This window comes from Neobacillus sp. S1115, from assembly GCF_055385565.1.
Window position 1 is genome coordinate 1665827 of the sequence record NZ_AP038275.1, and the last position, 23428, is coordinate 1689254.

Annotated in this window: 25 protein-coding genes; 12 read left to right on the top strand and 13 right to left on the bottom strand. The window is 41.5% G+C overall.

Translation table 11 applies throughout. The annotated features are described in order from the left end of the window. Nucleotides 1-63: 63 nt before the first annotated feature. Nucleotides 64-300 (bottom strand): IDEAL domain-containing protein, encoded by a 237-nt coding sequence (locus tag ACZ5B7_RS08140; RefSeq protein WP_378580850.1) that lies wholly within the window; start codon nucleotides 298-300, stop codon nucleotides 64-66. A gap of 192 nt (nucleotides 301-492) precedes the next feature. Here ACZ5B7_RS08140 and ACZ5B7_RS08145 point away from each other — a divergent pair, with 192 nt between their 5' ends. Further along, complete coding sequence (locus tag ACZ5B7_RS08145; protein WP_464493389.1) at nucleotides 493-1035, top strand: competence protein ComK; 543 nt, start codon at nucleotides 493-495, stop codon at nucleotides 1033-1035. Between the two features lie 18 nt (nucleotides 1036-1053). Here ACZ5B7_RS08145 and ACZ5B7_RS08150 read toward each other — a convergent pair whose 3' ends face one another. Next, nucleotides 1054-1419: a hypothetical protein gene (locus tag ACZ5B7_RS08150; protein ID WP_464493390.1), complete on the bottom strand. Its 366-nt coding sequence runs from the start codon at nucleotides 1417-1419 to the stop codon at nucleotides 1054-1056. A 267-nt stretch (nucleotides 1420-1686) separates the two neighbouring features. On the opposite strand from ACZ5B7_RS08150, the gene ACZ5B7_RS08155 reads away from it, so the two are divergent. From ACZ5B7_RS08155 to lepB, 3 genes are read left to right on the top strand one after another with little or no spacing between them, the layout of a single operon-like run. Next, complete coding sequence (locus ACZ5B7_RS08155) at nucleotides 1687-2628, top strand: LCP family protein (protein WP_464493391.1); 942 nt, start codon at nucleotides 1687-1689, stop codon at nucleotides 2626-2628. A 49-nt stretch (nucleotides 2629-2677) separates the two neighbouring features. Next, on the top strand, nucleotides 2678-3331 hold the full coding sequence (locus ACZ5B7_RS08160; protein WP_464493392.1) for a TVP38/TMEM64 family protein: 654 nt from the start codon (nucleotides 2678-2680) through the stop codon (nucleotides 3329-3331). A gap of 1 nt (nucleotide 3332) precedes the next feature. Continuing rightward, nucleotides 3333-3887 carry a signal peptidase I gene (lepB, locus tag ACZ5B7_RS08165; RefSeq protein ID WP_378580852.1) on the top strand — a complete coding sequence of 185 codons (555 nt, stop codon included), beginning with the start codon at nucleotides 3333-3335 and terminating at the stop codon, nucleotides 3885-3887. A gap of 272 nt (nucleotides 3888-4159) precedes the next feature. Here the strand turns inward: lepB and ACZ5B7_RS08170 are convergent, their stop codons facing one another. Then, nucleotides 4160-4306 carry a hypothetical protein gene (locus ACZ5B7_RS08170; RefSeq protein ID WP_464493393.1) on the bottom strand — a complete coding sequence of 49 codons (147 nt, stop codon included), beginning with the start codon at nucleotides 4304-4306 and terminating at the stop codon, nucleotides 4160-4162. Between the two features lie 419 nt (nucleotides 4307-4725). Here ACZ5B7_RS08170 and addB point away from each other — a divergent pair, with 419 nt between their 5' ends. Both addB and addA read left to right on the top strand, forming a co-directional pair. Further along, on the top strand, nucleotides 4726-8223 hold the full coding sequence (addB, locus tag ACZ5B7_RS08175) for a helicase-exonuclease AddAB subunit AddB (protein ID WP_464493394.1): 3498 nt from the start codon (nucleotides 4726-4728) through the stop codon (nucleotides 8221-8223). After that, entirely contained in the window at nucleotides 8216-11992 is a 3777-nt protein-coding gene (gene addA / locus ACZ5B7_RS08180) for a helicase-exonuclease AddAB subunit AddA (RefSeq protein ID WP_464493395.1), read from the top strand. The genes addB and addA overlap by 8 nt, the downstream gene beginning before the upstream one ends. A 47-nt stretch (nucleotides 11993-12039) precedes the next feature. On the opposite strand, the gene ACZ5B7_RS08185 is transcribed toward addA, so the two are convergent. The 7 genes from ACZ5B7_RS08185 to ACZ5B7_RS08215 all read right to left on the bottom strand — a co-directional run bounded on the left by ACZ5B7_RS08185 (nucleotide 12040) and on the right by ACZ5B7_RS08215 (nucleotide 14375). After that, on the bottom strand, nucleotides 12040-12258 hold the full coding sequence (locus ACZ5B7_RS08185) for a spore germination protein (RefSeq protein WP_213141047.1): 219 nt from the start codon (nucleotides 12256-12258) through the stop codon (nucleotides 12040-12042). A 73-nt stretch (nucleotides 12259-12331) separates the two neighbouring features. After that, nucleotides 12332-12550, bottom strand: a complete 219-nt coding sequence (locus ACZ5B7_RS08190; RefSeq protein ID WP_213141046.1) for a spore germination protein — start codon at nucleotides 12548-12550, stop codon at nucleotides 12332-12334. A gap of 42 nt (nucleotides 12551-12592) precedes the next feature. Then, on the bottom strand, nucleotides 12593-12982 hold the full coding sequence (locus tag ACZ5B7_RS08195; RefSeq protein WP_423801472.1) for a spore germination protein GerPE: 390 nt from the start codon (nucleotides 12980-12982) through the stop codon (nucleotides 12593-12595). Next, the gene (locus tag ACZ5B7_RS08200; protein WP_213116658.1) at nucleotides 12975-13169 is read right to left on the bottom strand and encodes a spore gernimation protein GerPD; all 195 of its coding nucleotides are present in this window, start codon (nucleotides 13167-13169) and stop codon (nucleotides 12975-12977) included. The genes ACZ5B7_RS08195 and ACZ5B7_RS08200 overlap by 8 nt, the downstream gene beginning before the upstream one ends. Next, nucleotides 13166-13777: a spore germination protein GerPC gene (gerPC, locus tag ACZ5B7_RS08205; protein WP_464493396.1), complete on the bottom strand. Its 612-nt coding sequence runs from the start codon at nucleotides 13775-13777 to the stop codon at nucleotides 13166-13168. The genes ACZ5B7_RS08200 and gerPC overlap by 4 nt, the downstream gene beginning before the upstream one ends. Before the next feature lie 119 nt (nucleotides 13778-13896). Then, a complete protein-coding gene (locus ACZ5B7_RS08210; protein WP_423801474.1) occupies nucleotides 13897-14136 on the bottom strand; it encodes a spore germination protein GerPB in 240 nt (79 codons plus the stop codon). Between the two features lie 17 nt (nucleotides 14137-14153). After that, nucleotides 14154-14375: a spore germination protein gene (locus ACZ5B7_RS08215; RefSeq protein WP_213116655.1), complete on the bottom strand. Its 222-nt coding sequence runs from the start codon at nucleotides 14373-14375 to the stop codon at nucleotides 14154-14156. A 193-nt stretch (nucleotides 14376-14568) separates the two neighbouring features. Between ACZ5B7_RS08215 and ACZ5B7_RS08220 the strand changes: the two genes are divergently transcribed. The 3 genes from ACZ5B7_RS08220 to ACZ5B7_RS08230 all read left to right on the top strand — a co-directional run bounded on the left by ACZ5B7_RS08220 (nucleotide 14569) and on the right by ACZ5B7_RS08230 (nucleotide 15578). After that, nucleotides 14569-14928, top strand: a complete 360-nt coding sequence (locus ACZ5B7_RS08220) for a YisL family protein (protein ID WP_464493397.1) — start codon at nucleotides 14569-14571, stop codon at nucleotides 14926-14928. 103 nt (nucleotides 14929-15031) lie between these two features. Then, nucleotides 15032-15304: a ubiquitin-like small modifier protein 1 gene (locus ACZ5B7_RS08225; RefSeq protein ID WP_213141040.1), complete on the top strand. Its 273-nt coding sequence runs from the start codon at nucleotides 15032-15034 to the stop codon at nucleotides 15302-15304. Nucleotide 15305: 1 nt separating this feature from the next. After that, nucleotides 15306-15578 (top strand): MoaD-like domain-containing protein, encoded by a 273-nt coding sequence (locus ACZ5B7_RS08230; protein ID WP_464493398.1) that lies wholly within the window; start codon nucleotides 15306-15308, stop codon nucleotides 15576-15578. Nucleotides 15579-15625: 47 nt separating this feature from the next. Here ACZ5B7_RS08230 and ACZ5B7_RS08235 read toward each other — a convergent pair whose 3' ends face one another. Next, a complete protein-coding gene (locus ACZ5B7_RS08235) occupies nucleotides 15626-17455 on the bottom strand; it encodes an aldehyde ferredoxin oxidoreductase family protein (protein WP_464493399.1) in 1830 nt (609 codons plus the stop codon). A 220-nt stretch (nucleotides 17456-17675) separates the two neighbouring features. Here ACZ5B7_RS08235 and ACZ5B7_RS08240 point away from each other — a divergent pair, with 220 nt between their 5' ends. Further along, the gene (locus tag ACZ5B7_RS08240; protein WP_464493400.1) at nucleotides 17676-18704 is read left to right on the top strand and encodes a ThiF family adenylyltransferase; all 1029 of its coding nucleotides are present in this window, start codon (nucleotides 17676-17678) and stop codon (nucleotides 18702-18704) included. 31 nt (nucleotides 18705-18735) lie between these two features. Here the strand turns inward: ACZ5B7_RS08240 and ACZ5B7_RS08245 are convergent, their stop codons facing one another. Beyond that, entirely contained in the window at nucleotides 18736-19299 is a 564-nt protein-coding gene (locus tag ACZ5B7_RS08245) for a DUF2777 domain-containing protein (RefSeq protein ID WP_423801479.1), read from the bottom strand. Nucleotides 19300-19522: 223 nt separating this feature from the next. On the opposite strand from ACZ5B7_RS08245, the gene asnB reads away from it, so the two are divergent. After that, nucleotides 19523-21370: an asparagine synthase (glutamine-hydrolyzing) gene (gene asnB, locus ACZ5B7_RS08250; RefSeq protein ID WP_464493401.1), complete on the top strand. Its 1848-nt coding sequence runs from the start codon at nucleotides 19523-19525 to the stop codon at nucleotides 21368-21370. 81 nt (nucleotides 21371-21451) lie between these two features. Further along, nucleotides 21452-22825 (top strand): alpha-amylase family glycosyl hydrolase, encoded by a 1374-nt coding sequence (locus ACZ5B7_RS08255; RefSeq protein WP_464493402.1) that lies wholly within the window; start codon nucleotides 21452-21454, stop codon nucleotides 22823-22825. A 39-nt stretch (nucleotides 22826-22864) separates the two neighbouring features. On the opposite strand, the gene ACZ5B7_RS08260 is transcribed toward ACZ5B7_RS08255, so the two are convergent. Further along, nucleotides 22865-23356, bottom strand: a complete 492-nt coding sequence (locus ACZ5B7_RS08260; RefSeq protein WP_464493403.1) for a YajQ family cyclic di-GMP-binding protein — start codon at nucleotides 23354-23356, stop codon at nucleotides 22865-22867. Nucleotides 23357-23428: the final 72 nt, after the last annotated feature.

Consider the following 23428-nt stretch of genomic DNA (forward strand, 5'->3'; position numbering starts at 1 on the left):
ATCTTCAGCTTTTTTCGCTTGCCAAAAAGAAAAACCGTCAATGACGGTTTAATGCGAAAATATTCAAGTTCCAAACTTCTTATTGATTTCCCTAAGCTGGCCCGATAACTGGATGAACAACTTTTTGTCCCGCCGATCAATAGCCGAGTCAATTTTCCGCAGCAATTTTTCCTTTTCAACCGTAAGCTGGATTTCCGATAAAAGCATGTCGATGTAGAGGTCCTGGACGAAATTCTCTTTCCTTTGGTTCCGTTTCATGGCAGCAACTTTCATTAAGTCCGTGTAGGATTTTTCATTCAAGAAAATCACCTCTGATGCTTTTTTTTATTATATGGAGTTTTTAGAATATTATCAATAGTATTTATAATTTTCGTAAAACTTTTTCCTTGACAGGATTTGTGAATAATTTAGTAACAATTCAGAAAAGTAAATGCTTTGGGAAATAAAAGTGTTAAGATATGGTGGAAGTCATATGAATAGGAGTTGACGAGTTTGAAAAAACAAATAGAAGAGTATGAGATTAATTCATGTACCATGTTTTTGGCACCAATGGAATACGGAAGTAAAGTATACACAAAGATTATTGAGTTGGATGATGAATTTATTTCACCTTTTAAACCATTAGACATCATCAAAAAAAGCTGCGACTATTTTGGCGTCGATTATGAAAGCAGAAAGAAGGGGACTAGACAACTAATTGGATATTCCCGCAAGATTCCTATTGCCATTGAGCCTGCAAACCATATATTCTTTTTTCCAACCACATCACCGAGCCGCCCCGAATGTATTTGGATTTCACATGAGCACGTTGAGAATTACCGTCGTCTAGGGCCTCATCAAACTCAAGTTACTTTCCAAAACAAACAAACGCATCTTTTTTCAGTTTCATTTGGGACTATTGAAGGGCAAATGTTAAGAACGGCCTTATTAAAAACAAAGCTCCTTCAAAGAATCGAAGGTAATAAAAAAATGACTTACCTATTTAATGCTCCAAAGCCTATTAAAGCCTCTGAACATTCACATGATTATAAATAAAAATGACTTTGTGGCAGATTAACGGGACAGGTGTTTTTTTAATAAGTAGGTTTCCATTAATTCTTGGACCTTATTGCGGATGCGCGGATTAAAATAATTATGATGCTCTTCATAACCTTTATAGATAAACATGTACATGGTAAAGGCATCGTCCCGTTTGGTTTCACTAACCTGAAGCTTATTCTTTTTCATATATTGCTTTACCTCGGCTAATTCCCCCTGAATAGTCTTCATCGTTACTTCGATTAACTCCAAATATGGCTTTTTCAATTTAAATGGACTCTTCTCCACCACATTCAAATCCCTATTTAAGATCGTTAAAACCATTGGTAAATAAATGGCTTTTTCCATAATATCACGGTCATTCTCCGGAATTCGCGTCATAATAAGATCTCACCCTTCATTTTATACGAACCTACGTTCTTGTTTTTATTTTACAAAAAAGAAAACAGAAATGCAATACTGCTGCCACGCTTCTAGCTTTGCTTTAGGTGAGCTTTTTAATTGAAATATTCGACAAATTCATGAGAAAGTTTTTATTAATAGAAGGATATCTGATAGGGGAAAATGAATTAAAGAAGAAACGAAGGATAGAAAAAAACAGTCATATATAGTGGTGAACCCAAAAATACATAGATTAAGGTGATAAACATGCGAGCTGATAAACATCGAAATAAGAAAAGGAGAAGATGGAAATCCGTATTATTGGTGTTATTACTTTTAATTGGGGCCGGAGCGGCTTACTCCTATTTTCAATATAAACAGGGTGTCAATCAATCATTAAAAAAAATTGATAATGAAACGAAAGAGCAAAAGGTAGTGTATAAATTTGATGGACAGAAGGATCAGTATGGCGACACAAATGTTCTGATGCTCGGAAGCGATTCGCGCGGGGAAGAAAAAGCTCGCTCAGATACCATCATGATTGCCCATTACAACGAGGACAAAGGGACTTTTAAACTTACCTCGATTATGCGCGACAGCTATGTGGCCATCCCTGGGCATGGCAAGCATAAAATAAATTCTGCTTTCGCCATTGGCGGTCCGGAGTTAATAAGGCAAACGATTAAGCAGAATTTTGATATTGATTTGCAGTATTATGCGATTGTTGATTTCCAAGGGTTTGTCCAACTGATTGATGAAGCGTTTCCACATGGGATAGAAATCGATGTGGAGAAGAAAATGTCGGCATATGTTGATCCACCGCTGCAGCCCGGGCTGCAAAAGTTGAATGGCCAGCAGATGTTAAGTTATGTCCGCTTCCGTCATGATGCCATTGGTGATTTTGGGCGGGTCGAGCGGCAGCAGAAGGCAGTACAGGCCATTGGTGACCAATTAAGTGCGATTCAAACCCTTCCAAAGCTGCCAAAGCTAATAGGTGTGGTGGCTCCTTACGTTAATACAAATATGAAAACATCGGATATCCTCTTTATGGGGAAAGACTTCTTCGCCGATAAAAGGGGAAGTGTCGAAACATTACGGATCCCTGTTGATAACAGTTTTGAAGAGACGCGGGTTAAAGGGGAGGGCGCCATTCTGGATATAAATCTTGCAAAAAATAAAGAGGCGCTTCACCAATTTATTACAAAATAATACTTGTCTAGGATATAAAATAGAATTAGAAGCGGGTAGGAGAACACGGATGGATTTTGAAACATTTAAAGCTTGGTTTACACTCGAAAATATCATGAACCTTATTCAGGACTATAAAGCCCTTGGGCCTTTGCCTGGAATTTTGTTGACGATACTTGAAGCCTTCCTGCCGTTTCTCCCATTATTTTTATTTGTGATGGCCAATGCTAGTGCTTTTGGGCTCTGGCTGGGATTTCTGTATTCCTGGCTGGGTGCCTGCATTGGAGCGCTGCTAGTCTTTTCGTTCATCAGAAAATATGGGCAAAAACGATTGCTTGCCTTTTTGCCGAGGCACCAGAAAGTCCGAAAGCTGATGGACTGGGTGGAACGGCATGGGTTTGGCCCGTTGTTTTTGCTGCTTTGTTTTCCCTTTACACCATCTGCAGTGGTTAATATTGTGGCTGGGCTTTCGAAGCTAAGCTTTGCCCAGTATATGCTTGCGGTATGCATTGGAAAAATGGTGATGATTTTTACCATTAGTTTCATTGGATATGATATTCGCTCCTTGGTTACTCAGCCGTTTCGGACGATTATTGTTTTTATTATCATTTTTATTCTTTGGTTCGCTGGAAGAAGAATTGAAGCAAGACTAAACAAACATGAAAAAAATGGACATGTGGAGGAGAAGCATCAGGGGAAGGGACTAAAAAAACGGAGGGGATAAAGTGAGGAGTGAATGGAGACAGGAAGGAATCGAATGGGTTAAGGCATTTGCAATCGGTATTATTATTTTCGTTTTTATTCGAACATTTTTTTTCTCGAATTACGTAGTTGAAGGTGAATCGATGATGCCCACGCTCCAGGATGGGAATAAACTTGTTGTTAACAAGCTGGGCTTTCAAACAGGCGAACTGGAAAGATTCGATGTTATTGTTTTTCATGCTAATGAAAAAGAGGATTTTGTCAAACGGATTATCGGCCTTCCCGGGGACAAAATTGAATATCGGGATGACCAATTATTTATTAATGGCCATAAATATGAAGAACCTTTTTTAAAGAAGTATAAACAAGAAGCACTTGGTATGAAATTGACTGGTGATTTCAGTTTAAAAGAGATTACCGGTGAAGATAAGGTCCCTGAGGGGAAATTATTTGTCCTTGGCGATAATCGTTTGGGAAGCTGGGACAGCAGACACTTTGGATTCATTTCAGAAAGCCAAGTGGTTGGTAAAGTTGACCTGCGGTACTGGCCGTTGGATGAAGTGGGCGTTCATTTTTAAAAATAATAAACTTCTAGTCAGATTGTCGAGAAAGGGTATTTTCTCGGCAATTTTCTTATCTATGCTAATGGGCCTGTTGATTTCCGCTCCGGGCACTCGCTTTCCGCGGGGAGGTCCTGGAGCCTCCTCGGCGCTAAAAGCGCCTGCGGGGTCTCCAGTGACCTCTATTCTATATCCCGCAGGAGTCGAGTGCCCTCCGCTCCAATCAACAGGGAGGCAAATCAACTAAAGTATTGCACACACTTTGTCGAACCTTGCAAAGTGTTTCCCCTTTATGAAAGACGTTTCTCTTGGATTCCTTCGCTTTTGTCCTTCATCAACTTTATGAGGACATTTTCCTCAATGATTCCATCGCTTTTGTCCTTCATCGACTTTATGAAGGACATTTCCTCGTAGATTCCATCAATTTTGTCCTTCATTGGTCTTCTGGCAAGAAAATACTTGTTTCATCTTGTAAAGTTGAAGTTTTAATTTAATACACCTGTTGATTGGTGCGGAAGGCACGAAGACTCCTGCGGGAGTACGGGGCAGGGGAGACCCCGCAGGCGCCAGAGGCGCTGAGGAGGCTCCCCGGCACGCCCGCGGAAAGCGAAGTGCCTCCTCCTAAAAGCTAACATTTCAGTCGTGCGATGCCTATGCTTCCGAAGCTTTCCTTGTGGAGCGCCAATCAACAGACCCCTTCGACAGCCTAACACTAGTAAACTATCGTATTTTTTGCCTTTTAAAGCTTAGTTTTACCATTTTTGGCTTTAATCTATCACTGGCTATTGCAAACGTTTGTGCTTCTTTTATGATAAAATGGAGGATACGTAAAGTTGGAGAGGATGGAGGGGAGTACATGTCATTAAGAATGGTAATCGGGCGGTCAGGAACCGGCAAAACGGCCATGTTTTTTAATGAAATTACCAACAGCCTTTCGGAGAACCCTGAAGGAAAGCCGATTATATATATTGTTCCTGAGCAAATGACCTTCATGTCTGAATACCGTTTAGCAACAGACTCTAATATTGGCGGGATGATTCGGGCCCAGGTATATAGTTTTCCGCGCTTGGCATGGAGAATCCTGCAGGAAACAGGCGGAATCAGCCGGATGCATTTAAGCACTGTCGGCATGAGTATGCTAATCCGTAAAATCATCGATGAAAAGAAGGAACAGCTGAAACTGTTCAATCGGGCAGCAGATAAAAACGGTTTTATTCAGCAGGTAGAGCAAATGATTACGGAGCTTAGGCGGTATTGTGTCAGCCCTCAGGACCTTGCCCTAAGTTCATTCCGGATGGAAGCGGAAGGTTCTTCGGCTTCAAAATCCCTGCAGGATAAATTGAGTGATGTGGAACTGATTTATCAAAGGGTTGAGGATGAAATCTTCGGTAAATATTTGGATTCTGAGGATTATTTTCGGCTGCTTTCCGAGAAAATTTCCTCCTCCCACTATTTAAGAGATGCGGAAATTTATATTGATGGTTTTTACAGCTTTTCTCCCCAGGAATATCAAGTGATAGCGGAGTTAATGAAGCGATGCAGGAGAGTTTCGGTTGCATTGACAACTGATTCCATTAAGGTTGATTCCGGACCGGATGAACTAGACCTGTTTCGTGCTTCGAGCGCGGCTTGTTTTACAATCAATGAGATAGCAAAAATCGAAGGGATAACAATCGAGCAGCCTGTTATTCTTAAAGGATCAAAAAAATGGTCTGGGAGCGTCTTAAGTTACCTGGAGGAACATTTCGATGCCAGGCCTGCTGAGCCATATCATGAAAAAGCAAATTTAAACCTATTCCAAGCGGCTAACAGAAGGGCTGAAATTGAAGGAATTGCCCGTGAGATTCGTGATTTAGTCCGATTAAAAGGATATCGCTGGCGTGATATTGCTCTATTGGTTCGAAACGGCGGGGAATATCATGAACTAGTGGAACCCGTGTTTATCGACCATCAAATTCCCTTTTTTATTGATCAAAAACGGACGATGCAAAGCCATCCGCTTGTTGAATTGATTCGTTCTACGCTTGAAGTCATCAATTCTTATTGGCGCTATGATCCGGTCTTTAGGGTAATAAAAACAGAGCTAATCTATCCGCTTCAGGAAAACCCCGTGAAAATGCGTGAACGAATGGATCGGCTGGAAAACTATTGTTTAGCTTACGGAATAAATGGAAGCAGCTGGACGAAAAAGAATCGCTGGACTTATCGACGTTACCAAGGACTAGATGTAGAGCGAAATGTTCAAACAGATGCTGAAAGAAAGATGGAACAAGAACTGAATGAGCTGAAGCTTATGATAACAGCTCCTATTCTTAGACTGTCGAGAAGATTGAAAAAGTCAGATTCAGGCAAAAAGTTTTGTGAGGCTATTTATTTGTTTTTAGAAGAATTAGATGTTCCGGCTAAGCTTGAGAAATGGAAGATAGCTGCGGAAGAAAAGGGGAATCTGGTAAAGGCACGGGAGCATGAGCAGGTTTGGAATGCCGTCATCGATCTCATTGACCAGTATGTGGAAATTTTGGGTGAGGAGCCTGTTTCCTTAAAATCATTTGCAGCTATTTTGGAGGCAGGTTTTGAATCCATGCATTTCTCCCTAATTCCGCCGGCCCTTGACCAGGTTTTAGTCGGTGATTTGGAGAAATCGCGGCTGAATGATGTCAAAATTGTCTTTGTTGTTGGCGTGAATGAAGGTGTTCTGCCGGCGAAAATCGCTGACGAGGGGATTCTTTCAGACGAGGATCGGGAGCTGCTTGCAGCCGGCGGCATAACAGTTGCGCCAAGCAGCAGAATACGCTTGCTGGATGAAAACTTTATTGCCTATAAAGCCTTTACCGCCCCAACAGATATGCTTTATATCAGTTATCCGCTTGCAAATGATGAAGGAAAAGCGCTAATTCCTTCTTCGTATATTAAGAGAATAAAAGATATGTTTCCGGAGGTTATTGAACGGCTGCTGCTTGTTGACCCTTCACAGGTTTCAGAAGAAGAGCAGCTGAACTTTGTGTCTAATACTGGTGCTACTCTTTCATACCTTAATGCCCAGCTTCAATTGAAAAAGCGGCATTATGGGATTCCCGACCTTTGGTGGGATGTTTACAACTTTTATATGGATGGCCAGTGGAAAGACAGGGCGCAAAAGGTATTTTCCAGTCTTTTTTATGCCAATCAAACTGTAAAATTAGCTAGTGAAACAGCTGATAACCTGTATGGGGAAACGATTCAGGCCAGCGTTTCAAGAATGGAGCTTTACAACTCGTGCGCCTTTTCCCATTTTGCTCAACATGGGCTGAAGCTAAAGGAACGGCAAATTTTCCGCCTTGAAGCCCCGGATATTGGGGAGCTGTTTCATGCGGCCTTAAAGCAAATTGCAGACACAGTTACTGAACAAAATTTATCATGGGCAAGCTTATCGAGAAAACAATGTGAGGAGCTTTCGAAAGATGCGGTTAAAAGCCTGGCACCTAAGCTGCAAAACCAAATCTTATTAAGCTCGGAGCGCCATCATTATATTAAACGAAAGCTGGAGCAGATTATTACCCGGGCTTCCGTGGTTTTGAGCGAGCATGCGAAGGTAAGCGGCTTTTCGCCAATTGGCTTGGAACTCGGCTTTGGCCGGAATGAGAAGCTTCCTCCTTTATCGTTCACATTAAAAAATGGCAAACGGATGGAGCTTGCAGGAAGAATTGATCGGGTTGATCAGGCTAAAGCCGAAGACAACAGCATCTTTTTGCGGGTCATTGATTATAAGTCGAGCGAAAAGGATGTCAATTTAACTGAAGTCTATTATGGACTTGCCCTTCAGATGCTAACCTATCTTGATATTGTTATGACCCATTCAAATGAATTAGTCGAGATGAAGGCAAGCCCAGCAGGTGTGCTCTATTTCCACGTGCATAACCCGTTTGTCCAGTCGACGAAAATGCTGACCATTGACGAGATTGAAAAGGAAATCATGAAAAAGTTTAAAATGAATGGATTAATGCTTGGCGATCAGCAGGTCATCCAGCTCATGGATCAAACGCTTGAATCAGGTGACTCGCAGATTATCGCTGCCGGAATCAAGAAGGATGGACAATTATCAAAAAAATCAAAGGTTGCAAGTTTACAAGATTTTGAGGATCTAAAGGTTTATGTTCGCAATTTATATCAGAAAACAGGAAATGACATAATGGAAGGCCGTACCGATATTGCGCCATATAAGTTAAAGGACAAAACACCATGTACTTTCTGCGCCTTTAAATCTGTCTGTCATTTTGATGAATCGATTGAAAATAATCATTATCGTATTCTTTTCCCGCGTGCCAAGGATGAGGTACTCGAGTTAATCAGGAAGGAGCTGCATGAGAATGAGTAAAATCGTTATTCCTAAAAAGCCTGAAGGCGTAACCTGGACGGATGACCAATGGAAAGCCATTCAGGCGCGTGATAAGGACATTCTTGTTGCGGCTGCAGCGGGTTCGGGTAAGACGGCAGTGCTGGTTGAAAGAATGATCCAAAAAATCCTAGCTGAAGAAGCCCCCATCAATGTTGATGAATTACTCGTGGTTACATTTACGAATGCCTCCGCGGCGGAAATGCGTCATCGAATCGGAGAGGCATTGGAAAAAGCAATTGACAATGACCCGGCTTCAAGGCATTTAAGAAAGCAGCTCAGTCTGTTGAATAAAGCATCCATATCAACACTGCATTCTTTTTGTATGGAGGTCATCCGCAAATATTATTATCTGATCGATGTCGACCCTGGTTTCCGAATTGCGGATGTCACAGAAGCTCAGCTGCTCCGGGATGAAGTGTTGGATGAATTGTTTGAAGAGGAATATGGGAAAGAGAATAATGAGGCATTTTTTAGATTAGTAGACTCCTTTACGAGCGACCGTAGTGATGCCGCCTTAATGGAAATTGTGCTGTCCATTTACGATTTTGCCCGGGCAAATCCTTCACCGCAAGGTTATTTGCAGTCGCTTGTGGATATGTATGACGTTTCTGCTGTAAAAAATATCGAGGAGCTGCCCTTCGTGGAGTTACTTCTCTTTGATATTGAGCTTCAATTAGAGGCTGCCAGGGATATGATTTTAAAAGCTTTAGAGATTGCCAAGCTGCCGGGTGGTCCGGCTCCCAGAGCGGAAAATTTTCTCGAGGACCTGCAGCTAATTGACTCTTTGATGCTGGCAAAACAGGAATCCTGGACTGTTCTCTATGACGCTATGCAAGCATGGTCATTTTCAAGAGCGAAACAAGTCAAAGGGGACTCTTTTGATAAAGAATTGACGGAAAAGGCTCAAAAGCTTCGGGATAAAGCGAAGAAAAAGCTTCAAGATTTGAAGGATGAACTTTTTTCGCGAAAGCCTGATAGCTTTTTACGGGATATGGATGAAATGAAGCCGCTTATACAAACGATCGTCAGTCTTGTAAAAGAATTTTCTGTTCGCTTTGAAAGTGTAAAAAAGGATAAAGGGCTTGTTGATTATGCGGATTTGGAGCACTATTGCCTTGATATATTGACAGGTGAAATTACAGTAGAAGGGGTTTTTCATCCTTCAGAGGCAGGACTTGCCTGCCGGCGTCATTTTAAAGAGGTGTATGTGGATGAGTATCAAGACACCAACATGGTTCAAGAAACGATTTTAAAGCTTATCGCTAAAGAGGACGAGGCCGAAGGCAATTTATTTATGGTCGGGGATGTAAAGCAATCCATCTATCGCTTTCGGTTAGCAGAACCCAACCTGTTTCTTTCAAAATATAATCGATTTCGGCTCGATGGGGAAGCTTCGGGATTAAGAATTGATTTAGCCCGCAATTTCCGCAGCCGTAAGGAAGTCCTTGATGCGACAAACTATATTTTCAAACAAATCATGGGTGTAAAAGTTGGGGAAATTGAATACGATGAAGCTGCTGAATTGAAAAAAGGAGCTCCCTATCCTGAGGCAGAGCCATTTCCTGCTGAGCTGATTCTGATTGACCAAAATCGCGAAACTGATGGACCAGAATCGGCAGGGGGGATTGATGATGATGCTCAACCTGCTGAATTCGATCAGAGCGATCTTGAACAATCACAGCTGGAAGCCCGGACGATCGCGGCCAAAATAAAGGAATTAGTGGAAAATAGGGCTCAAGTGTATAATCCAAAAACGAAGTCAGGCCGGCCGGTTATGTATCGGGATATCGTCATTCTTCTTCGTTCCATGACATGGGCTCCACAGATAATGGAGGAATTCAAGCAACAAGGGATACCAATTTATGCTAACCTGTCAACTGGTTATTTCGAGGCTTCAGAAGTGGCCATTATGATGTCACTGCTGCGAATCATTGATAACCCGTTTCAAGATATTCCATTAGCGTCAGTGTTGCGGTCGCCGATTGTGGGCTTGAACGAGGAAGAGCTGGCGCAAATCCGATTATGCAGGAAAACCGGATCATTTTGGGAGGCTGTTCATTCTTTTTGTATGAGTAAACCCGCTGAACACTCTGAATCCTTTTATGAAAAAGTTCGGCACTTCTATGATTTATTGAAGGAATGGCGCCCTGTGGCGCGGCAGGGCTCGCTTTCAGAGCTTATTTGGCAGCTATACCGCGATACCCATTTTTATGACTTTGTCGGCGGCCTGCCGGGAGGAAAGCAGCGTCAGGCTAACCTTAGAGCTTTATATGACAGGGCGCGGGCCTATGAAAAAACATCCTTTCGCGGTCTATTCCGCTTTTTACGCTTTATTGAGCGCATGATGGAGCGAGGCGATGATCTTGGGGCTGCAAGAGCACTTGGGGAGCAGGAGGATGTTGTCAGGGTCATGACCATCCACAGCAGTAAAGGGCTGGAATTTCCAGTAGTTTTCATGGCGGGAATGGCCCGAAGCTTTAACATGGCGGATATACGCAATCCATATTTACTTGATAAAGAATATGGGTTTGCATCTAAATATGTTAATCCGGAAAAGCGAATCTCCTATCCGTCTCTGCCGCAAATTGCCTTTAAGCGTAAAAAGAAAATGGAGATGCTGGCTGAAGAAATGCGTGTATTATATGTGGCCATGACAAGGGCAAAGGAAAAGCTGTATTTGACAGCCACACTAAAAGATGCCAGCAAGAAAATCGATCAGTGGAACGACTCCGTTAATCATCTGGATTGGCTGCTGAAGGACTTTGAACGGGCTTCTGCCTCAAGCTATATAGACTGGATCGGGCCGGCTATAGTCCGTCACCAGGACAGTGGAGTATTAAAGGCTGTAGGTGCGGCAAATGACCTGGTTCCTGAGGAAATTACCCAGCATCCTTCCTCCTGGAAAATAGCCATTGTGCATGCAGATGAAATTCAAAACCAAGTAATCGCTCAGGAGAAAGAAGAAAACCACTATTTAGATTTAGTCATGTCAGGAAAAAAAGTTCCCCAGTCCTCTGCACTCTCTGATGAGATAGCAGCCAGACTTTCATGGGTATATCCGTATCCAGAAGCTTCTGTTCATCGCTCAAAGCAATCGGTTTCGGAGATTAAACGCTTCTCGGAACTAAAGGATGAGCAAAGCGGTACAGACCTTGTCCGCCGAATGAAGAAACCGATTCTGAAGCGGCCGAGGTTTATGCAGGAAAAATCGATTACACCTGCGGAACGCGGGACAGCCATGCACATGGTCATGCAGCATCTTGATTTGACTAAACCTGTTCAAGCGGAAAACATTACTGAAAAGATTTACTGGATGGTTAATAATGAATTATTAACACTTGAACAGGCAGAAGTAATTCCAGTTGAGTTAATTGTTCAATTCTTTCAAACGGAATTGGGAAGAAGATATTTTCAAGCAGCTGCGATCCATCGAGAAGTTCCCTTTACGCTTGCCTTGCCGGCAGGGGAGGTTTACCCTGATTGGAAGAATGAAGAAGAATCCGTCTTTGTCCAAGGAATCATCGACTGCATTCTCGAGGATGAAAGGGGTCTTGTGCTAATCGATTATAAATCAGATGGAATTACCGATAGGTTTAAAGGCGGGTTTGAACAGGCAAAACCAATTCTTGAAGAAAGATACAAAGTGCAAATTAATTTATATACAAAAGCAATCGAACAAATTTGGAAAAGAAATGTAAGCGAGAGATATTTATTTTTCTTTGATGGTGCCCATATTTTAAGGCTTTAATAAAAATAAAAAATGACATAAACCTAATTTGAAGGTTTATGTCATTTTTAGTTGTTCCCGACAATCGGCTGGTCAAGCAGCTTTGTATCAACCACATTGGTCCCGCTAAGGCCATTATTGGCTATCACAATTCCACCAGTATTAAACCCGCCAGAACCCGCGGCTGTTTTTGAGACAGCTTTTGGCGAAATATATACGGTATCTCCAAATTGCACGATTCCGTCGCTAACATTTATAATACTAACTGGTCCTATAATTGCCGGCATCTTAAAACATCCTTTGTAAATTGACTAAATTGACTTAAAGTCAGCATAAGGTTTTAACGCAAATCTGTCATTTTTAATTGTTCCCAACAATTGGCTGGTCAAGCAGCTTTGTGTCAACCACATTGGTCCCGCTAAGGCCATTATTGGCAATCACAACTCCACCAGTATTAAACCCGCCAGAACCTGCAGCAGTTTTCGAGCCGGATTTTGGCGAAATATATACGGTATCTCCAAATTGCACGATACCGCCGGAAACATTAACAATCTGAACTGGTCCTATAATTGCAGGCATTTATAACATCCTTTGCAATAAAACTTGTTGAGCGCGTATCTCTTACGGCAGTTCCTCTTCATGTCCATGCGGAAGGAGCTGCCGGATATGTTTTACGCGTGCTTCCATTGAAACATTCCTCGTATTACCGACATTCAGTACGGAGGCATTGGAAATTCCTATGATATCTATTTTCTGAACCTTTATAACAGGATTGGAATGATGCGACCTGATGGATATGTTTTCATTAATCGGCAGAAACGGAATCGGTTTTGTCGTTACCGGAAATGAAGGAGTATTCCCTTCTTGGCCATAAAAGATTTCCGCTTCTCTTTGAACGGCAAGAGCCCGAGAGAATGCATCTAAAATGCAGGAATCACCCACCTGAATAATGGAGGAGAAAGAGACAACCTTTGCACCTAAAAAATCGACTTTAGATATTCGTTCAAGCATAACCTGGAGTCACATCCGGTGCCAGCGGAACGAAGGGTCCGATGATTAAGGATTCCGGAGGAGTATCAAAAGCACTTGCCAGCTGGATGGTTTGAGTATCGCCCACCATGACCAATGAAGAGCTTGCAACCCCGGTGATTTTAATATTCCCTACACAAATATCCCGGTTATAGACTTCAAAAATCATTCCTTGTTCATCCCTTTCATATTCTCAGGTATATTTTGCAGAAAAACGAATACGCCATTTTGAATTTCCTTTTTTATAAGTTCTATAATTTGTTCCTCAATTGTATTTACATCAATTGTCCGGTCTTGGCTAAATGCCTTAAAATGAAAATCAATCCTGTTCGGAAGCTGTTTTATAATATCATCCCGAATGAAGCTAAGATAGGATTCATTCAGCGGGATAGCCAGCTGATTTTGGGCATTTTCAATAATTTGCGGCAAATCTGTTTCTAAATATTGATAAATAGCCTCTTCTATTTTCATCGTTCTTTGCATGAGATCCTGGGGCGTAATTGGAGCCTTAGGAGATTGATTTTGAACCGCAAAATCCTCAATCCCGGAAAGATCATTTGGATTTAACCCTATCGTCAATGTTCCTTCAAGTGTTTCCACCTTTAACTGGTCAAATTTGTATTCAATTCTCTCCACATTGATAGGCGGCTTTTCATTTAACTTTTTGATTTCATCCTTCATTTGTTGAATAGCCCTTTCTAATGAAGCAATTCGATTTTCCTGCTCCTGAACACTCCGAACCAGCCATTGAATATATTGGTTCATATCCTGATACATATATCTCACCTCACTAGAAAATTACTTTTCCCTGTTAAGTAAATATATGCAGCAGCAATGCTAATCTGGTTGTTATTTTACAAGAATGCTTATCTTTAAAGAATTTCAGTCATTTTCTGCTACTGGACTGGAGCTTGCAGCGGAACAGCAGGGGCCAGTGATAGTGGGGATATAGTCGGGCTCACGACTTCACCTGGTTTAATCGCGGTTGGCGCCGGCTGCGTAAATCCGCCGGTATTGCTTAAATAGGCTGCTGATTTAATGATTCCGGCACTGCCAATTTGCAGGATTGAGGAATTGGTGATTCCGCCAATTTTGATAAAATTGATGTGAATGGATTGTTGAATAAAAAAATTCATTATACCCCACCCATTCATTACATATTAAAGGCATTTGCTTGATCAATCAGCTCTGGATCGTACGTATTTGTGGAACTCATTCTGTTATTAACATCCAATCTTTCACCGGTATTAAAGGATCCAGCCCCAGAGAATGTTTTCGCAGCTGCGAATGGCATAATCTTATAAACATCGCCAATGTGAAAAACAGAGCTGTTACCCAGTGTAATGACTTGCGCAACTCCAACGATGGCTGGCATAAACAACACCCTTATGTTTTATTTGGTCTTTACCATTTTATGTTTGGGCTCATATAATGTGATAAAAAAGCCCAAATAATCTTATTATCGTGATTTTTATTCAAATAAGGCTCTTACCATTCCTTTTCTTCGTTTTTTTCATTTCCCTATGGTATGATAGACAAGATAACAATACATAGGAGGCAGTTATTATATGATTCACGGTCACGTTACCGCTTGGGCGTTAGCTCTCATTTTGTTTTTTGTGGCCCTTTCCTTGCATTCGAGCGGGAAGGCAAAAGGGGCAAAAATTGTGCAAATGATTTTAAGGGTGCTTTATCTTGTTATCATCGCAACTGGTGTTGGTCTACTATTCATGCTGTCAAATATCAGCGTGTTGTATATTTTAAAAGCAGTTGTCGGACTTTGGATTATCGGCCTTTTTGAAATGATTCTCAGCCGCGCAGCAGCTAAGCGAAAAACTTCAGTATTTTGGATTCAGTTTGTGATTGCATGGGCCCTTGTTTTATATTTGGGCTTTGTCAAACTGCCAATGTCCATTCTAAACCCTTAAAATTTTTAAGCTGTCGGATCGTTCCGATGGCTTTTTTAGATAATAGGATGACAACCAGGTGTTTTTCTTTTAATATTTTAATAAATAGAGAGGAGTGGCGCCGGTGATTGTGAAGGTATTTGCTAACCTAAGAGAAATTTGCGGGGGTGTATCTGTAAATGTATTGCCTGAGGGAGATCGGGTTATTGACGTTCTTGATAAATTGGTGGAAATGTTTCCTGCACTAAGGGAGGAAATTTTTACAGAGGAAAAAAAATTGCGGCAATTTGTCCATGTGTTCATCAACGGCAGAAATATCATCCATCTTGACGACCTGGAGACAAAAGTAGTGGATACCGACCAGTTCGCCTTATTTCCGCCCGTTGCTGGTGGATAATATGCTGGTAAAAGAGTTAGAGTTTCGCGGCATCCGTAAAGAACATCTTGGAATGTATTTCGAGGAACTTGGCGCAGAAAAGGTGACGGATTCCTTCCCATATACATATTCGGCAGAATACTGGTCAGGTCAGATCCTATCAGAGGAAATCATAACTATTACATCAACTTTTAAGGTGAATGCTGTCTTTGTTCGTTTTTGTGCAGAAAGTGAGAGCGACCTTGAAGAACTAATAAAAAAATATCGATATAAAACCTCCAGGGTTGGAGGCTAAGAAAAGAGGCTGTCTCATCTAGGAGTCAGCCTCTTTCAAATTAACTATTAAACTAATTGTCCTTGATGGTCAATAATCCCTAATTCACGAAGTTTTTCTTCGGTTACAACTCCGTCTTTCCATCCACGTACTTGGTAGTATTCTTCAAGCATAATATCCATGCGGCTGACAAACCCGGCACTATTACCTGATGCTGGTTCCTCCGTAAAGCGTTTTGGAAGGAAATCGTCTTCTCGCTTGTTAAAACCGGCAAGGTTATTATAATAGCGTTCAAGATTGTAAATTCTTTCTCCTGCCTTCATGACATCTTCAGCTGTTAGCGAAATACCAGTCATCGCACTATATTGCTCGGCATAATGCTCAGCATTTTCAGAGAAGGAGGAGAACTTACAAATATTCATTGAATCACCGAAGGCTAGCATATCCTGGAATACCTTTAATAATTCGCCCTTGCCTTCTGGCTTTAAGCGGTCGGTTGGTTCCGGAATTCCGGCAATTTCACTTGCCACGGTATAACCGCGCAGGTGGCAGGCACCGCGATTACTTGTTGCATATCCAAGACCAATACCTTGAATACCGCGAGGGTCATAGGCAGGGATGGACTGTCCTTTAACGGACATGGATAATTCAGGTGCTCCAAAATGGGCAGCAGCGCGGGCAGGTCCTTCGGCAAGAATGCCTCCTAAACCTTCACGCAGAGCAATCTTTCTAGTCAACTCAATCATCGCGTCTGCATCGCCCCAGTTAAGCTTTTCACTAATAATCCCTTTCTCGTATGCCTCCATAGTCACTGAAAACGCATGGCCAAGCTCAATGGTATCCAGACCGTATTCATTGCATTGGTCAATCATATAGGAAATAGCTTCTGCATCACTTAACAAACAGTTGGAGCCAAGTGACCAAGCAGATTCAAACTCGATGCTTTCGACCCGCGTCTTATACTTGCCATCCTTTACTTCGACTTCAATTTTACAACCGACTGGGCAGGCGTGGCAGGTGTTGTTGGCAACACGAAGGTGTGTGTTTACATACTCACCGCTATGCTTTTCGGCTTCCTCCCAGTGAGTGAATTGGGAGTTCTTTGTTGGAAGCGCGCCAACCTCATTGATGATATTGGTTAATACGTTCGTTCCGTATACGGATAAACCGCCTTTATTTGGAGCGGTCAACCCGCCATCTAAGATCGCTTTAACCGCCTTTTTGTTGGCTTCTTTATATTCGTTTTCAAGCTTTGGCGCCGGCATATTGCCTTTTTGGACAGCTTTAATGACAATCGCTTTTAATTTTTTATAACCAGCAACCGCTCCTGTTCCGCCGCGTCCTGCAGCCCGGTCATGCTCGTTGATGAAGCATGAGAAGCGGACGGTATTTTCACCGGCCTGGCCAATGGTCATGACACTCAGGTCCTTCTCCCCATATTGGTCCTTCATCGCTTTAACAAATTCTCTGGCGCTTGTTCCCCACAGGCTTGAGGCGTCGCGAAGCTCGGCTTTGCCTTCTTCGATGTAGAGGTAAACAGGCTGGTCACTTTTCCCTTTGATGAGAATATTATCGACACCTGCCCATTTAAGGCGTGCTGCTGTCCATCCCCCCATGTGAGAATCTGTTACGGTTCCTGTAAGCGGGGATTTTGTGACAACACAAAGGCGTCCGCTCATCGAGGAGCGTGAACCTGTAACAGGACCAGTCATGATGCAAAGCAGGTTCTCAGATGAGAGCGGTTCCACATCGGGGCCGTTATCTAAAACATATTTGACGCCAAGCCCCCGTCCGCCAATATACTTTTTTGCATCTGCTTCGTTGATAGTTCTGTAATCAATGGTACGAGATGATAAATCGACGACTACTTCTTTGTTTTTAAAACCACCTAAATTCAAGCTAATTCCCCTCTTCCTATTAAAATGTATAGCAACATCTCTTATTTTTATATATTTTTTTAATAAGAGATTTCTCCCAAAAATTATCTTTAAATCCAATATTTATTGTATCATTTTTACAATGTTTTTAAAATTAAAATTAATGGGATAGTAGGAGATTATTAATTTGATAAAATAGAAATAATTGCGATTCATTAATTTGTAGAAATGGGGCGGTTGGATGAGTAACTTGGAGCGGTATTCGAGACAAATTCTGTTTCGGGCCATTGGGGAAGAGGGACAAAAGAAATTGCTGGAAGCCCGAGTGGTTGTGATCGGAGCAGGTGCGCTTGGGACGGTTATTGCGAATCATCTAGTCCGCTCAGGTGTCGGTTATCTTAGGCTGATTGACCGGGATGTGGTGGAGCTGTCCAATCTCCAGCGGCAGACGCTATTTGATGAAGAGGATGCGGAATTAAATCTTCCAAAATCGATTGCCGCGCAAAAAAGGCTGAATAAAATTAATTCATCCGTCAAGGTTGATGCGGTTATTGCCGATGTTAATTTGGATAATGCTGAAGAGCTGATAAGTGGGATGGATATAATTGTGGATGGAACGGACAATTTTATGACCCGTTTCTTGATCAATGATGTGGCCATTAAGTATGGCATTCCTTGGGTTCATGGGGCCGCTGTCAGTTCAAGAGGAATGTTTGCCGTCATCAAACCAGGGATTACTCCATGCTACCGCTGTCTATTTCCAGATGTTCCGGAAGGATTGGGGGAAACCTGTGATACAGTTGGCGTTCTTTCTCCTTTAACAGATATTATCGGTTCCTTTCAGGCAATGGAAACCATCAAATATCTAGTTGATGCAAAGACGACTCCTAATCTTGAACAAATCGATATCTGGGATATGACGACGATGCAAATGGATATTTCACAGGGGCGAAATCCTAATTGTTCGGCCTGCGTGGAAAGGAGATTTGACTTTCTGGACCGCTCCTCGGAGCATCAGGCATCCTATACATCCCTATGCGGGCGGAACACAGTGCAGGTCAATCCCAGAAGGAAACGGGAGCTAGATTTAAATAAAGTTCGTGCAAGGCTTGTAAACAGCACTCAAGCAGCGGGAAATGACTTTCTCGTCCGGTTTTCTCCCGAAGAAGGGATCTCCATTGTCATATTCAAAGATGCCAGGGTCCTGATCCATGGAACCAATGACATTGTCAAAGCAAAATCACTTTATGCAAAATACATTGGAGAATAAATAAAAGAGGCTCACTTTAGCCTCTTTTATTTTATGAAATCATTTTTTCAATGATTAATCGCTTGCCAGTGTTAATTGTAAACTCAAACCGGTCGTTGACCTTTTCATAATAACAAAAATGATGCTGCACATTGCAAATGAGCTCTTGATTATCAAAAACCATAAAATTGACCCCATCTTTACGATTCTCATCCGAAAGAAAGGACAAATGATTATAACAGTAAATACAGTCATAAATGGAAAAATCTAAAGAATTCAAGGTCGTTACAAATTGGAAAAAGGCATCATCATTAATTCCATCTAAAAGTCGTTCGAGAGAGTAGATTAAATGCTTCCTAATTCTTACAGTATCATGATCCCGCAGCATCGTTACTTCGTTACCAATTCGGATGTTGCCTGGTTCATACAATATTCCCTTTTTCCAGCGGTTCATCCGAAGAATTTCGATTTCCTGGTGAAGAAATTCCTCCAACATAGAAGCTTCCTCTGTTTCCTCATCAAAAAATATCCATTGACCATTTATTTGTTCAACGGTCCCTTCTGTATAAGACCGCTCCTGAATATCGTATAGATGGATTCGTTGTTGTCGATTCATTGTTAACCTCCATGCCAGATGCTTTCATTTTCCTTTTTTGACATCTTAAAGGGATTTTATAACCTCAACTATTTTAAAAAAAATCTATTTAACGTAAGTATATAGACAAACTGATCGATACCATTTCTGTTATGGACAATTAACCAATTCATTTGGGCTGAATAGAATAATCACCATCTAAGCAGTGAATTAACTGCAATAACAGAGAGGAGTACAAAATTACATGTGTGGTATATCAGGATGGATTGATTTTAAAAAATGGGTTGGGAAAGAACAACATGCAATTGAAAAGATGACGCAAACATTGGCAAAAAGAGGTCCTGATGAAACAAATCTATGGACAGATACACATGTAGGTTTCGGTCATAAGCGGCTGATCGTCGTTGACCCTGCTGGGGGACGTCAGCCCATGTCCAAACAAAAGGATGGCTCAACATATACAATTTGCTACAATGGAGAATTATACAACACCGAAGATTTGCGCAAAATTCTCCTTACTAAAGGATATTCTTTTAATGGTCATTCTGATACAGAAGTACTGTTAACTGCCTATATAGAATGGGCGGAAGAGTGTGTGAACTATTTAAATGGGATCTATGCCTTTGCGGTTTGGGATAGCAAAAAAGAGCAGCTCTTTATCGGACGCGACCGATTGGGGGTAAAACCGTTATTTTACAAAGAACATCAGGATGGGGTATTGTTTGCATCAGAGTTAAAAGCTATCCTTGCCCACCCAGAGGTGAAAACAGAGATTACTCATGAGGGTCTGGCAGAGGTTTTGGGTGTTGGGCCATCGAGGTCGCCAGGATCTGGTGTTTTTAAAGGGATTAACGAATTAAGGCCGGCACATGCCCTCACCTTTTCCAAAAACGGCTTGAAAATTTGGCGTTATTGGAATGTAAAAAGCGAGGAGCATAAGGATAATGTGGAGGAAACAGCGGAAAAAGTACGTTTCTTAGTCAGCGATGCCATCACAAGACAGCTTGTTTCGGATGTACCCTTATGTACCTTATTGTCAGGAGGTCTGGATTCGAGTATCATTACAGCCATTGCCGCGAAAGGCTTAGAAGAGCAAGGGAAAGGGCAGCTTCAAACGTATTCGATTGATTATGAGGGAAATCAGCAATACTTTACTGCGAATGAATTTCAGCCGGATTCCGACGAAAAATATATTAATCTCATGACAGATACGTTTCAAACGAAACACCATAGTGAAATTATTTCACAGCAGCAATTAGTTGATGCATTAGTGGAAGCCGTTCACGTTCGGGATTTACCAGGTATGGCCGATATAGACTCTTCCTTACTATGGTTTTGTAGACAAATAAAAAAGGATTTTGTTGTTAGTCTGTCAGGTGAATGTGCGGATGAAATTTTTGGCGGCTACCCATGGTTTCATCGCAAGGAAGATTTAGAGCGCCCAGGCTTTCCGTGGATGCGTTCAGTTGAGTCAAGGGAAAATTTATTAAAGCCGTTTTGGAAGGACCGGTTAAATTTACGTGAATATAGCTTGGAACAATACCGTCAGGCCATTTCCGAAACGCCTAAATTAGAAGGAGAAAGCTTGGAGGAATCAAAGCGAAGAGAGTTATTCTATATCAATATGATATGGTTTATGACCACTTTGTTGGATCGGAAAGACCGAATGAGCATGGGGGCAAGCCTCGAGGTCAGAGTCCCATTTGCAGACCACCGTGTAGTAGAATACGTTTGGAATATCCCGTGGGAGATGAAAATGTACCGCGGCAGGGAAAAAGGGCTTCTGCGGAAGGCCTTCGAAGGCATTTTGCCTGAGGAAGTATTGTACCGTAAAAAAAGCCCTTATCCAAAAACACATAATCCTGAATATACGAAGGCCGTTCAAAATCAGATGCTGGCTATTTTACAAGATAAGTCTTCAGCTATTCATGAATTTTTTGACAAAGAGCAATTGGAAAAACTGACTCAATCTGGAGGAAACTCGTTCAAAGAGCCTTGGTTTGGCCAGTTGATGACAGGACCGCAGTTATTAGCCTACTTTGTTCAGCTTCATACATGGTTCAAGGATTACAATATCAATATCGTAAATTAAATTTGGAATAAAAACTTAATTAGATTAAAATGGATGTAGGGAAGAGGGAATCCTCTTCTCTTTTTATGAGGAGGAAGCTAGATGAAAAGGATTATACTCATTTTAATCGCCATTATACTTGGGGTTTCGTCACCGGCCTATGCAAATGTAACAAAAGAAAATCGACAGTGGCAGGATGAAACTATTTATTCTATCATGATTGACCGGTTTAATAACGGGAATACCCAAAATGATTTTGATGTGGATACAAAGAATCTCGAAAAGTACAATGGCGGGGATTTTCAAGGAATTATTGATAAGCTTGATTACATAAAAGACATGGAATTCACGGCAATTCGCTTGACTCCAATTTTTGATAACAGGGAAAATGGTTATCACGGTTATTGGGTGAAGGATTACTATAAAGTGGACGAGCATTTTGGAACAATGAAAGATTTCGAGAAGCTTGTCAACGAAGCACATAAAAGGAAATTGCGGGTAATAATTGATTTTCCTGCAAATACAGAGGTAAAGGGCGAAAATTTAATTGATGCCGCTACATGGTGGATCAAGAAAACGAAGATTGATGGTTACAGCCTCCCGGAAATCGATAAAGTTCCAATCAGCTTTTGGCGCGAGTTTTCAGTTGCTGTAAAAAAGGAGAAAAAAGACTTTTTATTGATGGGAGTCACAAACGGAAACACAGCTGATGACGTGGGAGTTTATCGGGAAGCAGGAATTGATAGCTTATTTGATTATAACGAGAGTGAACAAATGCGACAGGTGTTTGCCACTACAGACCGCTCCTTTCAATTAATTCATCCAGCAGCGGACAAACAAAATTTAGATGCTCATTTTTTTGATAATGAATATACCAAAAGATTTACCAGAGATATAGTGGATGAAAGACAATTCCCTGGAGCCAGATGGAAGACTGCCTTGACCTATCTTTATACGACACCAGGGATTCCCGTTGTCTATTATGGGACGGAAATTGCCTTGACGGGCGGAGATATCCCGGATAATCGAAGATTGATGAATTTCCGGGCAGAAAAAGATCTAATCGACTATATGACAAAGCTCGGTGAATTGAGAAATCAGCTGCCTTCCTTAACCAGAGGAACAATGGAAACGCTCTATGAAAAATCCGGGATGGCTGTTTATAAGCGTGTTTATAAAGGGGAAACAGCGATTGTTGCAGTCAATAATACAAACAAATCGCAAAAAGTTACCTTAAAGGGCGACCAAATAGAAGGAGGTAAAGAGCTCCGCGGCCTCCTTGGCGGTGACCTTGTCCGCAGCAGTGATAATCAATATATTCTGATCGTTGACAGGGACAATTCTGAAATATATGTCCTTGCAGAAAAAACAGGCCTAAACCTAAAATTTATCGCCGCGGCAATAGTACCGATAATTCTAGCGATATGGTTTCTTCTGTTAATTTTTAGACGGAGCAAAACGAAAACAGTAGAATAAAGAGATAAAGAGGCGGCCCAAAGGCAGCCTCTTTTAACATTACCGATAATTAATAAATTGAACATCAATGGTGAGATCTGCTTCACGAACAAGGGAAATGATTTTTTGCAAATCATCTCGATTTTTGCCACTGACCCGGACTTGGTCATCCTGGACTTGGCTTTTGACCTTCAGCCCGCTATTTTTAATAATAGTGTTAATTTTTTTTGCATTTTCCTTATCAATGCCCTGAACAAGTTTGGCTCTTTGACGGACCGTACCGCCTGAGGCCTTTTCGATTTTACTATAATCAAGATTTTTAATCGGGACGCCCCGTTTAATTAATTTGCTGAGCAAAACATCTTTAAGCTGGTCCATTTTATATTCATCGTCAGAAATAAGTACCAATTCTTCTTTATCTAATGAAACTTCACTTTTACTTCCTTTAAAATCGTAGCGTGTACTAATTTCCTTCATCGTTTGTGTTATGGCATTAGTGACTTCTGTAAATTCAACTTTGGATACAATATCAAATGAGCTATCTTTTGACATGACAAAACCTCCGAATTTGCTAAAGTTTCCCTTTATGTCTACATTATAGTAAAATATAGCAGTTCAAACAAC

Bases quoted from the DNA above. Each gene is read 5' to 3' on its own strand.
- ACZ5B7_RS08150 (WP_464493390.1), bottom strand. From the start codon at position 1,419: ATGACGCGAATTCCGGAGAATGACCGTGATATTATGGAAAAAGCCATT.
- ACZ5B7_RS08155 (WP_464493391.1), top strand. From the start codon at position 1,687: ATGCGAGCTGATAAACATCGAAATAAGAAAAGGAGAAGATGGAAATCC.
- ACZ5B7_RS08160 (WP_464493392.1), top strand. From the start codon at position 2,678: ATGGATTTTGAAACATTTAAAGCTTGGTTTACACTCGAAAATATCATG.
- ACZ5B7_RS08170 (WP_464493393.1), bottom strand. From the start codon at position 4,306: ATGAAGGACAAAATTGATGGAATCTACGAGGAAATGTCCTTCATAAAG.
- addB (WP_464493394.1), top strand. From the start codon at position 4,726: ATGTCATTAAGAATGGTAATCGGGCGGTCAGGAACCGGCAAAACGGCC.
- addA (WP_464493395.1), top strand. From the start codon at position 8,216: ATGAGTAAAATCGTTATTCCTAAAAAGCCTGAAGGCGTAACCTGGACG.
- ACZ5B7_RS08185 (WP_213141047.1), bottom strand. From the start codon at position 12,258: ATGCCGGCAATTATAGGACCAGTTAGTATTATAAATGTTAGCGACGGA.
- ACZ5B7_RS08190 (WP_213141046.1), bottom strand. From the start codon at position 12,550: ATGCCTGCAATTATAGGACCAGTTCAGATTGTTAATGTTTCCGGCGGT.
- ACZ5B7_RS08195 (WP_423801472.1), bottom strand. From the start codon at position 12,982: ATGCTTGAACGAATATCTAAAGTCGATTTTTTAGGTGCAAAGGTTGTC.
- ACZ5B7_RS08200 (WP_213116658.1), bottom strand. From the start codon at position 13,169: ATGATTTTTGAAGTCTATAACCGGGATATTTGTGTAGGGAATATTAAA.
- gerPC (WP_464493396.1), bottom strand. From the start codon at position 13,777: ATGTATCAGGATATGAACCAATATATTCAATGGCTGGTTCGGAGTGTT.
- ACZ5B7_RS08210 (WP_423801474.1), bottom strand. From the start codon at position 14,136: ATGAATTTTTTTATTCAACAATCCATTCACATCAATTTTATCAAAATT.
- ACZ5B7_RS08215 (WP_213116655.1), bottom strand. From the start codon at position 14,375: ATGCCAGCCATCGTTGGAGTTGCGCAAGTCATTACACTGGGTAACAGC.
- ACZ5B7_RS08220 (WP_464493397.1), top strand. From the start codon at position 14,569: ATGATTCACGGTCACGTTACCGCTTGGGCGTTAGCTCTCATTTTGTTT.
- ACZ5B7_RS08230 (WP_464493398.1), top strand. From the start codon at position 15,306: ATGCTGGTAAAAGAGTTAGAGTTTCGCGGCATCCGTAAAGAACATCTT.
- ACZ5B7_RS08240 (WP_464493400.1), top strand. From the start codon at position 17,676: ATGAGTAACTTGGAGCGGTATTCGAGACAAATTCTGTTTCGGGCCATT.
- ACZ5B7_RS08245 (WP_423801479.1), bottom strand. From the start codon at position 19,299: ATGAATCGACAACAACGAATCCATCTATACGATATTCAGGAGCGGTCT.
- asnB (WP_464493401.1), top strand. From the start codon at position 19,523: ATGTGTGGTATATCAGGATGGATTGATTTTAAAAAATGGGTTGGGAAA.
- ACZ5B7_RS08255 (WP_464493402.1), top strand. From the start codon at position 21,452: ATGAAAAGGATTATACTCATTTTAATCGCCATTATACTTGGGGTTTCG.
- ACZ5B7_RS08260 (WP_464493403.1), bottom strand. From the start codon at position 23,356: ATGTCAAAAGATAGCTCATTTGATATTGTATCCAAAGTTGAATTTACA.